This window comes from Natronorubrum amylolyticum, from assembly GCF_052040145.1.
In the GTDB taxonomy this organism is placed as follows: Archaea; Halobacteriota; Halobacteria; order Halobacteriales; family Natrialbaceae; genus Natronorubrum.
The window spans coordinates 76,264-89,150 of record NZ_JBPPFW010000004.1; the positions used below are offsets into that span (position 1 = coordinate 76,264).

10 protein-coding genes are annotated in these 12,887 nt (G+C 59.1%); 5 read left to right on the forward strand and 5 right to left on the reverse strand.

The features are described 5' to 3' along the window. Positions 1-291: 291 nt before the first annotated feature. A complete protein-coding gene (locus ACSFDB_RS15960; protein ID WP_440771920.1) occupies positions 292-1,872 on the forward strand; it encodes an alkaline phosphatase family protein in 1,581 nt (526 codons plus the stop codon). Here ACSFDB_RS15960 and ACSFDB_RS15965 read toward each other — a convergent pair. After that, positions 1,855-3,600, reverse strand: a complete 1,746-nt coding sequence (locus ACSFDB_RS15965) for a hypothetical protein (RefSeq protein WP_440771921.1) — start codon at positions 3,598-3,600, stop codon at positions 1,855-1,857. The genes ACSFDB_RS15960 and ACSFDB_RS15965 overlap by 18 nt on opposite strands. Before the next feature lie 31 nt (positions 3,601-3,631). Continuing rightward, positions 3,632-4,552, reverse strand: a complete 921-nt coding sequence (locus ACSFDB_RS15970) for a glycosyltransferase family 2 protein (protein WP_440771922.1) — start codon at positions 4,550-4,552, stop codon at positions 3,632-3,634. 694 nt (positions 4,553-5,246) lie between these two features. On the opposite strand from ACSFDB_RS15970, the gene ACSFDB_RS15975 reads away from it, so the two are divergent. From ACSFDB_RS15975 to ACSFDB_RS15985, 3 genes are all read left to right on the forward strand, one after another. After that, complete coding sequence (locus ACSFDB_RS15975; RefSeq protein ID WP_440771923.1) at positions 5,247-5,525, forward strand: DUF8044 family membrane protein; 279 nt, start codon at positions 5,247-5,249, stop codon at positions 5,523-5,525. Between the two features lie 69 nt (positions 5,526-5,594). Continuing rightward, positions 5,595-6,635: a DUF4350 domain-containing protein gene (locus ACSFDB_RS15980; RefSeq protein WP_440771924.1), complete on the forward strand. Its 1,041-nt coding sequence runs from the start codon at positions 5,595-5,597 to the stop codon at positions 6,633-6,635. Then, positions 6,632-7,624: an AAA family ATPase gene (locus ACSFDB_RS15985; RefSeq protein ID WP_440771925.1), complete on the forward strand. Its 993-nt coding sequence runs from the start codon at positions 6,632-6,634 to the stop codon at positions 7,622-7,624. The genes ACSFDB_RS15980 and ACSFDB_RS15985 overlap by 4 nt, the downstream gene beginning before the upstream one ends. 51 nt (positions 7,625-7,675) lie before the next feature. Here ACSFDB_RS15985 and ACSFDB_RS15990 read toward each other — a convergent pair whose 3' ends face one another. From ACSFDB_RS15990 to ACSFDB_RS16000, 3 genes are read right to left on the reverse strand one after another with little or no spacing between them, the layout of a single operon-like run. Further along, positions 7,676-8,560 carry a DUF7982 domain-containing protein gene (locus tag ACSFDB_RS15990; RefSeq protein WP_440771926.1) on the reverse strand — a complete coding sequence of 295 codons (885 nt, stop codon included), beginning with the start codon at positions 8,558-8,560 and terminating at the stop codon, positions 7,676-7,678. Beyond that, entirely contained in the window at positions 8,557-9,135 is a 579-nt protein-coding gene (locus ACSFDB_RS15995; protein WP_440771927.1) for a DUF8163 family membrane protein, read from the reverse strand. The genes ACSFDB_RS15990 and ACSFDB_RS15995 overlap by 4 nt, the downstream gene beginning before the upstream one ends. Further along, positions 9,128-10,588, reverse strand: coding sequence for a DUF58 domain-containing protein (locus ACSFDB_RS16000; RefSeq protein ID WP_440771928.1), 1,461 nt, complete (start codon positions 10,586-10,588; stop codon positions 9,128-9,130). Before ACSFDB_RS16000 ends, ACSFDB_RS15995 begins: the two co-directional genes overlap by 8 nt. Before the next feature lie 188 nt (positions 10,589-10,776). Here ACSFDB_RS16000 and ACSFDB_RS16005 point away from each other — a divergent pair, with 188 nt between their 5' ends. After that, complete coding sequence (locus ACSFDB_RS16005) at positions 10,777-12,870, forward strand: hypothetical protein (protein ID WP_440771929.1); 2,094 nt, start codon at positions 10,777-10,779, stop codon at positions 12,868-12,870. Positions 12,871-12,887 lie beyond the last annotated feature (17 nt).

Consider the following 12,887-nt stretch of genomic DNA (forward strand, 5'->3'; position numbering starts at 1 on the left):
ACCGCTCGAGAACTCTGGCGAATCCTACGAGAAGTAACGCGCCTGGATACTTGAACCGCACTCACGGTTTCCTTACCGGTCGTCGAGCTAATAGTACGATTTCAGTACATTCCGCTGTGGGGAACGGTTCGTCGTTCGGAATCTGAAGTTCCAACTCCGGTTCCTGTGAGCATTGTCTGCACGATCGAAATCACATATAGGATTACTGCACCTCGAACAGTGGTATAAGACACAGAGACTCTGTATAACGACTGAAGAACGTCTTTACCCTTTCGGCGCGAGTAGATAGCTATGTCACCCTCTCCCGACACAAACAGTGCGTTCGTCTTCGGACTGGACGGTGCTCCGTGGGATTTAATAAAAAAGTGGGCCGAGTCGGGTGAACTTCCGAACTTTAATACGATCATCACCGAAGGGGTTTCGGGACCGCTCGAAAGTACGATTCCGCCGACGACGCCCGTCGCCTGGCCCTCGATCGCGTCGGGAGTGACGGCTGGAAAACACGGGATCTACTCGTTTCGGCGCCTCACGTCGGATTATCGGTACGAAATAAACACGAGCGCAGATATCCGACAACCGCTGTTGTGGGATATCTGTTCACCCTCGGTCGTTGGCAACGTCCCGATGACGTATCCGCCCAAAGAGATCGACGGCGAAATGGTCACCGGCATGATGACGCCCTCCCTCGAGGGAGAATTTACACACCCACCGGAGCTGGCCGATAAAATACGAACCCGAATCCCCGAGTACGAGATCGGGTTGAACTGGAGTTCCTATTTGGGAAAAGAGGAGACATTCATCAACGACCTGCACGAATTACTGAAGAACAGATATCGGTTGATGAAGTTACTGTTCGAGAACGACGAGTGGGAGCTGTTTTTTTTCGTCTACACCTCTCCCGATCGGTTGCAGCATCTGATCTGGGAGGAGGACGTGTTACTGGACTACTACAAGCGATTAGACGACATTGTAGGAGAGGTACTCGAGTACGTTCAGGACCACGGTGCAGTCTTGTACGTCGTCTCCGATCACGGGTTCGGACCCGTCTCCGAGAACGTCCACGTGAACACCATCCTCAAAAACGAGGGCTACCTCGAGACCAGCGGAAAAAAGAGTCGTTCAGCGCTTTCCAGAGCGGGGATCACCAAAGACAGGGTGTTGGGTGTACTGGAGTCTGTAAACGCGAAAGACGCGGCGCTGTCGTACGTTCCGGACGCGATCATCCGCGACATCGCGACGCGGGTGCCGGGTGAGCACGGACTCTTCGACGTCGATATCAGTAGTACCGAAGCGATAGCGCACGAATACGGACTGATATATATCAACGACGACGAGCGATTCGACGAGGGGGTCGTCCCGGCCGACCACCGGCACGCCCTGAAAGACGAAATCGTAGCTGCGCTGGATTCCGACGAGGGTCCCGAATCGTACCGGTCACTACTGCGCGTCTACGATGGGATGGAGTTGTTTCCGAACGACACTGACGGACCCGATATCGTCGTCGTCGTGAAAGACGGGTACGAGATCAGCACGGCGATTGCGGAGGAGGTACTGACCCCGTTGCCGGAAAAAGGAGCAACCCACCGAAAGCAGGGAATATATTTCGCCTGGGGCGACGATATTCGTCACGAGACCTTCGATACCGGGTTCAGCGTGTACGACGTTGCTCCGACATTGTTGCACGGACTCGGAAAAGCGATCCCCGAGAACGGGGACGGTCAGGTCCGCAAAGAGATCTTCGAGAGAACGTCGAAACCATACGATGCGACTGTGGAAACGACGTCGTACACGAGGAAATCACGCTCCGGCGAACGAGACGATGACTTCGAAGACGTCGAAAGCCGATTGCGCGGATTAGGATACATCGACTGATCCATCCGTGCTACTCACGTAGTAGAGGTCGAACCCGCCATTGGAGTAGACGTGGTGAACACCCGGTTCGGTTTCGATATACGCAAAGTCGTCGTAATCAAAACGCTCTCCGTCGATCGATCGAAGATGGTACGATCTATCGGAGTCCGTGACTGTAAGTAATTTCGGTTGGTTGTACTCGTCTCGTATCGATTGGTTCGCAAAGTGATCGGGAACTGGTTCGTACGGTTGCCCATCGTAGTACTCGTTTCGTTCGTGTTCTGTGAACCCTTCCGTCGCATCACCGTATCTGAAAGTCAGCGAGCTGAGATCCGCGTAGGTGATGTCGCCGTTCCAAGCGTCGAAAGCGGCGTCGTAGCCGTGCATCTGCGCGTCCGTTACGTGTCCGCTTCCGCGATACAGGTACGGAGACGTGTGAACGATCGGTACTGAAAGAACGAGAAACAGCAGTATGATGACGACGACAGTTTTTCGACTGAGTTCGAGATGGAACCGTGCTCGAATCGAGTCGAGTGTGTAAATAATACCGATCGAACCGAAAACGGTCGCCATCGCCATTACAAACCCGAAATGGCGGAGATACTGTGTAGAGACGTTTCCCGACAAGTACACGAGGAAAATCCCGGTAACTGGGATCATAGAAAACATAAAGAACAATAAGAGATCGTATCGGTATTTTGACTCCTTCTCCGTTTCCCTCGTTCGACGTACGAGTAGAGCCGTAACTAGATATGCGGACAACAGACAGTAGAGAAGACTTACCAGAAACAGTTTGGCGAAGATCTCTTCGACGCTTGCACCGACTCCGGTCAAAGAAACCCCTGCATCGCTGATCCGTTCACCGGCGACGGTATCGATGAACGTAGAGGCGATCACTCGGTGAAGAGCGGATTCGAACGTGTGGTACTGGTTGATCCAAATCCACCACAACAGATAAAAAGCGAGGACCGAGAGGAGTTCGACGGTAACGCTGAACGGGTTCCGTGCCACAAAGCGTGGGAACACGAGTACGAGGACGACAACGGTTGACAGAATCAGGAGAAGGTTTGCGGCCTGTTGTGGATGGATGAGGATAAAAGAGAGAGAAAGGAGCAGAAAGACCAGAAAATCCGCGGGTCGGTTCCGCTGAATCAGTCTAACGAAACCGTAGATCGGGACGAGCGAATACATGATCGCGTGCGATGTCGGATGAAAATTCAAATGGACCGCTACGTGATTTATCGGCAACAACAGGAACGCAGAGTAGAGGGCGACAATCGGTAACAGCGCGTCGAAACGGCCGAACAACGCTTGTGCGACTAACGGGACGAAGACGACGAACGAGAGGAGGAACACGTAGACGACGAGCATCATCGAGTGTGGTATCGAAACCGACGTGACGAGGTGAATCGTGCTCGCCAGTAAGTGAGAGCCAGGATACAGCAGATCGGACACCGAAATCGTTCCGTCTATCAGGTCCTTGGTCAACCCCCAGTGAGTCATACTATCGAACGGGCCGACGAAGTGATAGCCGCGTACGAGCGGGAGCACGTAGATACTGAGGACGGATAGCCCTCCGAGAAGGACGCCGCCCCACCGTTCGTACTGATTCTTGGAGACGGCAAAAAAGACCGAAATGAGCAACGAAATCGAAACGCCGACCCAGAAGAGTATCGGCGTTCCACTGTACACCGAGAGTTCGTATCCCGTTGCAGGATTGTTGTGTGCGACCGCGACGGCGACTGTCATCGAACAAAACCCGACGATCAGCGATAGTTTTCTACGATCCATCTCCGGTCACCTTACTCGTTATCCGATCGAATATTTCGTGCGTACGATCTCTCCAAAAATAGGCCCGAACGTCCGGGTCCTCGATCCGCGGTGTGCGCCGCAGGAAGTTCGAAAAGTACCCGTACAGGTAGCCGACGGACTGTTGGAGCGGTGACCCGGTGGGGTTGTGGAGGGCTTTCAAAAGAATGACGACGGGATGGTATCCGACGTAGTAGTTATCCGAACCGTTTGAAACGCCGCGTTCGAACCGGTTCTCTTTGCCACCGGTCGGTCTGGACTGGGTCGCCCATTCGTCGAGGTCGGCCGCGTAAACGCATTTTCCTCCCATCAGACGTGCTTTAGCTTTCGTGATACTATCGACGCACGGGCCGAGAGGTGGACCGGAGATGGCTCTGTAGAACGCGCCGTCGATCACTGTCGCCCCGCCGATAGGCTGGTCGTCGAACCGTTTCTCCTGGTACTGTTCGCCATCGAGATCGATACGGAGTCCACCGCTGATGACGAAGAGATCCTCGTCTGCTTCGAGCACTTCGAGAAGCGACTCGAGGTACCCAGGCGTCAAACGCATATCTCCGTCGAGAATCATGTAGTAGTCGAGGTCGTCTCGCCACCGTCGATACAGGTACCGGTACCCGGTCGCGATCACCTTGGCGTAGTTCGTCCCGATATCATATTCAGGGTTCCCGTCGAGCGATATCGAGTGTACCCAGTCGAGTCGCGAACTGACTGCTCGGATGATCTCCGAACTGCCGTCGGTACTACCATCGTCTACGATGATCCACGCTTGCGGCTGAACCGACTGAGCGACTAGCGAACCGATCAGCGCGGGGAGGTTTTCGACTTCGTCTTTGACGGGCGTGATGATCCCGACGCCGACCGGGTTTGTTTCGGTCATCGGTGTCACTGTCATCGTGACGCACCGCCCGAACGATCCGGATCGCTCGCTCCGTCGAGTAGGTCCGTCGTGCTCCCGAGCGAGCGACCCGCTGGGCGCGGTTCGGTGCTCGTTGTCTCGCGCGGGAGCGGCTGATTCACACCCGAGTGAAAACTCACCGACCGCGACCGATAGTCGACATCGACCGCTGCCTTGCCACTCGTGTTGGTGCGTTCGATGACTAGAAATGAAGCGGCGGCAACATAAGCGAGAAGTATTGTTTCACGAGGGAAAGGAGAGTGATGATCACGACAGCACGTGATTTACGGTCCACGCACCGATGGTGGTCACGAGTGATGACCGGAAGGCGTATCGGCCAAGTGATAATATTCGGCGCGGTAGCACGTTTCGGTGTTACTCGTGGCGCGGCTCCGTCACGTCGGACGGCGAGTCTGTAACGCGGTTTCGTCGATCGAAACGTGACTGCTCGCGGGCAGCATCCACGACCGTAAAGCGGCTGTGAGAACGTGAAAACAGTCGTTTACCGATCGGGTTTGCTCGAAACGGCCCGTGACTGTTCGCGTGTGAGAGCCTGCGACGCCGAGCCTTCGATGCCGCTCGTAAGCGCCGGCCGGGGTCCGCCGATGCTCGAGCTCGAGCGAGGCTATCGGTGCGTACTTCGTCAAACGCAGGTGCGACGTTTATGATCACAGACCGAGTTATTCCCACGATGGGAAGGCAGCGATGGATCTGGTTCGTAAATCTCCAGATCGCTTGGATGCTCTGTGCAGTTCTGTTGGTCGCCGTGGTCGACGGAGCGTCGCTCGAGTTATTCTTTTCCCTCTCGCTGCTCGGACTGTTCGTCATCACCGGGATTACAACCCCCTTCAGCGTCGTCCCGGAATGGCGGCGGCGACTACAGTGGTTCATCGCGCTGGGAACCGTCGTGTTCGGGTATATCGTCTTTCGACGGGTGTTAGATATCGTCGGCGGTGTTCCGCCAGGGTGAGATCGTGATCAGTCAGAACCATCGGACGACCAGACTCGCACGAGTAACAAACGGGACCCAGAGGGACCGATGAAGCCACGCGAGTGGTTCGCTACTGGTCGTCGTGGTAACTGGCCCGAGACGCTGGCCGTCGTATTCGGGGCGATCGTCGTACTGGCGGTCGTCCTAGCCGTCGCAACGTCTGCCACATCGTTTGGCCCGTACAACTACGCCTGGGATGGGACGTCGGAGTTTCGAGATCGGATCACAGCGGATCCCGGCACCGACCTCGAGATCGTCCACGAAACCGACCGCTACGAGGACGGAGACGCCGACGAAACCGTCGCGTTCGTGGTTGCGCCCGAGACCGAGTACGACGGTACCGATGCCGAACGGATTCGCCAGTTCGTCGAAGACGGCGGCACGCTCGTCGTGCTCGATGATTTCGGCCAGCACTCGAACGAGTTGCTGTCCGCGATCGGCGCGGACGCTCGAACGGACGGAGAGCTGCTTCGCGACGACGTCAACTACGAATCCACGCCGACGATGCCCGTAGCAACGGCAGTGGACGACGACGTGCTTGCGCCCGGCGTCGACGAGGTGACGTTGAATCACGCGTCTGCGGTCGATCCGGGAAACGCGACAGTTCTCGTCCAGACGAGTGAGTTTGCGTATCTCGCCGAAACCGAGACGGCGAATCTGAGTGCCGGCGATGAGCTCGAATCGAGGCCGGTGATGACGACCGAGGACATCGGCTCCGGACAGGTGGTCGTCATCGGTGACCCGAGCATCCTGATCAACGCGATGATCGACCGGTCGGACAATGCGCTGCTCGTCGAGGGACTGTACGCGAACGAATCGGTCGTTCTTTTCGACCACTCACACGGAACCGACATTCCGCCCTTGCTAACGCTCGTCGCCGAATTCCGGGCCGAACCGGTCGCCCAGATTGTTGTTGGGCTCCTCGGGATCGGTCTCATCGGCGGCCTCTCTAGATGGGTACCGAACGTGACCGCCCAGAGTCGAGACGATCGGCGACCGGGACGCCGGCGCACAGATACTTCGGGTGGTGACGAACAACCAACCGCTGCGCTCGAACAGCGAGGCACGAAACAGGAGAACAACGGATGACAAATAACAACGATACCACGTCGAACAGTTCGAAACCCACGACACCGAGTGAGCTGTACGAGCGATTGTACGCGGAGCTCAGCCGGGTTCTCGTCGGCAACGAGCGAACGGTTAGACAGCTCACTGTCGCAACGTTGACTGGTGGCCACGTTCTGCTCGTAGGGAACCCAGGCGTCGCAAAGACGACGATCGCCAAACTCTTCGCCGAGGCAATCGGGCTCAGCTACCGACGCGTCCAGATGACGCCCGACGTCCTCCCCGCCGACATCACCGGAACACACATCTACCGGCAGAACACCGGTGAGTTCGAGCTACAACGCGGCCCGGTCTTCGCCAATCTCCTGATCGCGGACGAAATCAATCGTGCGACGCCAAAAACCCAGAGCGCGCTCCTCGAGGCGATGGAAGAACAGCAGGTGACGATCGAGGGCGAGACGCTCGAGTTACCCGTCCCGTTTTTGATCGTTGCAACGTTAAATCCGATCGAAGACGAAGGCGTCTTCGATCTGCCGGTTGCCCAGCGCGATCGATTTCAGCTGCAACTGACGGTCGAACGTCCCGAACGAGCGAACGAACGCGAACTCCTCGAGCGAATCGACGATAATCCGGACCTCGCCCATCCCGATGCGTCGCAGGTGATATCCGCCGATGATATCGACGATGCACAGGAGGTCGTCTGGGATATCTACGTGGCGGACGCGATCGTCGACTACATTCTCGATCTGGTCGAGGCGACGCACTCGCATCCGGACGTCCGTCACGGCGCGTCCCCGCGAGCGAGTATCGCGTTTCTCAACGCGTCGAAGGCGTCCGCGGCGATCGACGATCGCAACTACGTTATTCCCGACGACATAAAGACGCTCGCCGAGCCCGTGTTGGCTCACAGACTCGTCTTGAATACCAGCGCGGAGCTGAGCGACGTTACGGCTACGGACATCGTCGACGACGTCATCGACGCGACGGATCCAGTACGTGTGAGCCAGGAGTAGTCGGCGAACACGCACCGAGACGAGAGACGGCGCTTCCAAGCTCGGCTCGCGTTACGTTTCGTCAACGTGCCAGCGACACGTTATCAACCAGTCGTATCTCGAGCCACCCGCCGCCACCTCGAGCGAAACGACTCGGTCGAGACCGATCGCGACACCGCAGCTGAGAAACGACGCGATCGGATGATCGAGTCGGTCGACGTCGCCAAAGATGCTGTCGGCGACCCCGAACGTAATTCGACCCCCGTCGCCGTCGATTTCGGGGTCGACGACCGCAGCCAGTTCGAACTGCTCGACGATGCCAGCAGCGAGCTGTGGGGCGAGCTGTTCGGGGGTCGTCATGAGATCTTCGGAAAGCGTGTTTCGAAACTCTCGAAACAGTTCTCCACCAGTCGGCTCGAGAACCAAGCCGCGGCCGTCGTTCTCGGTAACGATCGGGCCGGACCCGGGCGGCGGAATCTCGGATTCCGCTTCGAGCGGGACGAAAAGCCGAACTGGAGGGGTTGCGTCGTCAGTCGGCACGTACAGTCGGTCCTCTCGGAGTCCCAGTTCTGCTGCAACCGCGGCGAACGTGTCCGCCAGCGGCGTGTAGACCCGTTCACCGACCTCCGCCGTGACGACCTGATCCGGTACGAGGTAGAAAGTGAGAACCGCGGCGAACAGTCCCGTTCCAGCGAGCGCGAAGAGGACGTCCCGAGCGTTCTCGAACGCGAGACCTGCGATTGCCGCCACGAGCCCGAGCCCGACGAACGCGATCGCCGCCCGTCGGAACCCGGCTTGGCGAGCAGTAGCGTACTCGATTCGAAGCCGTCGGTTCTCTTCGGCGAGTCGCTCCGCCCTGGCTTCGTACCGATCCACCCTGCGTTCGTCGTCCGAGCGCACTGCTGTGTCCGCCGGTTCCTGTTCGGTATGTTCGACGTTCGGTTCGTCGGCGCTCACGCCGACTCACCCCCGCTGATCCGGTTGCCCGATCGGTCCGCGCGTTCACCGTCGGAGTGTGCTCCGCTCGAGCGATCGTCCGACACGAGTCCGAGCACGACGAGTTCGTACCGGTGGAGCCCGTAGCTCAGGAACGCGAGTACGACGAGCGTCGCGGTCGCTGCGATCCACAGCGACCACGCCTCGAGGGCACCCCAACCGACTCCGCCAAGAACGGCTATCGACACGATCGCCACGACTCCCGTCCGGATCCGCTGGCGTGTTCTGGCTGCTTCGGAAAGGATCAGAACGATCATCGCGGCCGTCCCGAGTACGAACGAGAAGACGTCGATCCTGTCGGGAAACAACCCGATCAGGAGAACTGTGGACGCAGCGATTGCATAGGGTGTACCGAACCCGTACCACGTCGCTGCGATCGCGAGTCCGGCGAGTGCGCCAATCGGTCCGGCGATCGCTGCGACGGTAACGGCGAGGAGGATAACTGCGATCCCGCCGCTCCACGTCCTCTCCGCCACCGCTCCGCGCAGCCGCCGAGTGCCCTCCGCCGACCGAACGAGGGGATCGCGCTCACCCATAGACGACACCACTCGAACGGTTTTCTTGGCGCATCCTCGAGAGCAACGTCGCAAACCGATCCTTCGGACCGACTTCGATCACGTCGACGCCCTCCATCCGCTCGAGTGACCGTCGGTACTCCTCGAACGCCGCATAGCGACGAGATATCGCTGTGAGATCGGTTACGTCCTCGGTGTCGAACAACGCGGTCGGTGCGAGAACGACGAGTACCTGATTCGACCGGTGGCGAGCGGTCTTGATCGCCTGATAGAGCTCGAGCCGGTTGTAATCGTCGGTAAAGAGGATCATCCAGGTGGGGGCATGCTGTCGAACGACCGCCGACCTCACTGCCGAGTGGAACGGGTCCTCCTCGAATCGGTGCTTGTAGAGCAGTTGTCGTTCGTAGTACGGGACGAGTACGTCCTCGAAATCGGTGGAACGATCGATCGTTTCCAGGCGTGTGATCCGCTGTCTGAGATCCGTGTCCGTAAGTTGCTGCCCAACGGTCTCGGAACGAGATGAGAGTCGTTCGGTCGACTGCACCGGTTCGAGTGCGAGCAATCGCTGTCTGATAGTTTCGTACTTATCCGAGGTGGATGTGGTCTTCAACTGTCCGGTAATACCGTTGTTCCCGATCGTCAACAGCCCGATCGGATCACCGTTCCTGTGGACGTGGTCGGTCGTCGCCAGCGCGACTTCCCGGAGGTAATCCAGTTTCGATTCCGCGGGAGCCCCGACCGCGAGCGATGACCGATGGTCTACCACGAGCAACGTCCCTCGGGTCGTTTGGGCCTCGAAATCACGGACGTACAGTTTTCCGAGCCTGGCAGTCACGTTCCAGTCGATCCGATTCAGCGTGTCTCCCGGAGTGTACTCTCGAACGTCGATCGGCTCGATCCCGGACCCGAAACGCGACGTGTCGTGTTTTCCTATCGCGGTCATAATGCGGTCGACGACCGAATCGGTGTCGGGGTATCGTGAGGCCTGTGCGCCGACGGTCACACTCGGTGTCGGACCGGCACCGATCGTTTCGGTGAAGAGGCCGTCGGTCGCAACGACCGTCGCCCGGTCGAAATCGTGCCTTCCGGCGATAGGCCACTCCGCGGAGACCGTCTTCGACGCTTCGACCTCGTTCGGTCCGACCGAGACGGCGAGTTGGCCGTCGGTATTCGCACCGACGGGAGTCCCGCCGACCACGTCGAGTGCGAGCGCCGATGGCTGGTCGAGCGAGACGTCGAGCGTGACGGGAACGGCCTGGTCCGTTTTCACCGCCGGATTCTCGACCGACTGATCCACGACGACCGAGTTGTTCACGTGCGACAGCGCGGAGTAAAACCGGTACTGGCGAGAGAGCACCCACGCGCCGATCAGAATCGGCCCCGCGAGTAAAAGCGGACGTGCCAGAACGATCGACAGCGTCGCAACGAAAGCGACGAGTACGCCGATCGCGATGGTGTGGCGCGTGGGACGCATGCCCTCCGCTACGCTCGGCGTACTGTTGAAGCTAGTCCTTCGGTGTAACTCCTAAATACGTAATATCTAAACAGAACGTTCCGATTGACAGTGATGGTTGTGCGATATTACAGTATATCTCTTCAAAACACATCATCAGTTCGAATTTAGCCCCGGCTTTTTGCCCGCTCGGCGGCTCTAGAGAAGTGATGTCCGCTCTCCGCGTCCTCGTAATCGTCGTGTTGTTGGTCTGTACACCAGTGACGATGATCGGCGGCGGAGTCGCCTCTACTGGAGGGGCAGCGGTCGAAATGACCGACGGAGCGACGGCACAGAACGAGACCGACCCCCATCAAAACCCGAGAACGGCCGATGAAGAGGGTGATCTGGAGGCCGTCGAACAGTGGCTCGTCGGCCGAATGAGTGATCTGCTCGCGGAGAGTTCGGCCGAACTCAGCGAAGGTGAGACCGATCGTGCGAGAGCGTCGAACGAGGAGTACCAACGCCGCCTCGGACAACTCGCGGACATTTCGGGGGAGGTCGGGGCACAAGAGGAGGTCGCGATGTTCGAACAACTCGGTCTCGAGCAAGAGCAGTTGATCGATCAGGTCGAGGAGTACCAGGCGCTGGAGGCCGAGTACGCGTCGGCTCGCGAAGACGGAGACGACGAGCGGGCGCGAGAACTCGCCCGCGAACTCGACGAGAAGCGGATCGAGATCGAAGAGACGACGCGGACGCTCAACGAAACGGCCAGAACGGTCTCGACCGAGACCGGGATGAACACGACCGAGTCACACGAAGCGGTCAGCTCCATCGAGGAGGAAATCGACGCCAACGCAACGGAGATACAGACGGAGGCGCTAGACGGGACCGAACTGGAGATCGACGCCGACGAGAACGTCTCGTTTCTGGAGCCGCTCGAAGCCGAGGGGGCGATAACGACGACTGACGGCGAGCCGATCGACGCCGACGAAATCGAGTTGGTCGTCGAGAACGAAACGACCGTCACGGAACTCGAGGACGGCGAGTTCGAGTTCGAGTACCGGCCGACCGATCTCCCACTCGAGACGGAGTCGTTGACGGTAGCATACGTTCCCGCATCTGACTCACCGTACGCGTCGGCCGAGACCTCTGTTCCGGTCTCGGTCGAACAGGTCGAACCGACGCTGACGGTGTCGGGAATGCCGTCCGAGGTCGCGTACGAAGACACCGTCACGATCGAGTCCGAACTGGAAGTCGATGGTGATGCGGTCAACGACGTTCCGATCGCCGCCGAACTGGACCGCGTCGGGAGCGACGAAATGATCGAACTGGCCGGCAACGAGACGGCGAACGGCTCGGTCACCATCGACGGCCCCGTCCCAGCGGAGATTCCAGACGGCGAGTACGAACTCGTCGTCGAGGTTCCGTTCAGCGATCAAGCGATCGCGGGCGTCACCTCCCGCGAATCGATCGTCGTCACCGAGACGGAGACCGATCTCGAGATCGAAGTCGACCAGGTCGTACGCGAGGCCGACGACGAGTTGGCAGTCCGCGGTGCGTTCGCGACGGCTGACGGCGAAGTGATCAGTCGCCAGCCCATCGAGGTGTTCGTCGGTGGCGTCTCGGTCGGGACGGTGGTCACCGATCGCAACGGGGAGTTCGACGAAATCGTCCCGGTCCCTGAGGACATCGAATCCGGTGAGGTAGAGATAACGGGCACGTATGACGGCGAAGAGACGAACCTGGAGAGCGCGTCAGCGACGTCGACCGTGGTCGTTCCAGGTGAAGGCATCCTCGGGACAACGATGACCCTCGAGCGGTGGGTCGGGCTCGGAATTCTCGTCGCCGTCGGTCTCTTCGCCGTAAGTCAGCTGTACCGATGGCGAAACCCTCACGGAACGTCCCTCGACGAAGACGGCACGTGGGAGCCCCTTTCGCCCGCAGATACCGACCGTGCTCCGCCGACGATCGAGCCGCTACTCCTCCGGGCGTCCGCCCAGCTGTCGAACGACCACCCCGGCAAGTCGGTCCAAACGTGTTACACCGCCGTCCGAAACCTGCTCACCGAGCGGGCCGGGATCCCGCGAACGATAACCCCTCGAGAACTGCTCACGGCGGCCGGGGACGACGACTCGTTCCTCCCGCAGGAGCTGCGTCAGACGGACGAAGACGATGAGTCGGCTTCCCACTCGGAGCGACTGCTGACGGTCGTCGACGGTCACGAACGAGCGATCTACCGCCCGGAGGGGATCTCGGTCGATGAGGCGAGAGCAGTGCTCGAGCGCTCCGTAGAGCTGTGTGGGGAGGACGAGACGGAGTAATCGATGGGGGACGGTCT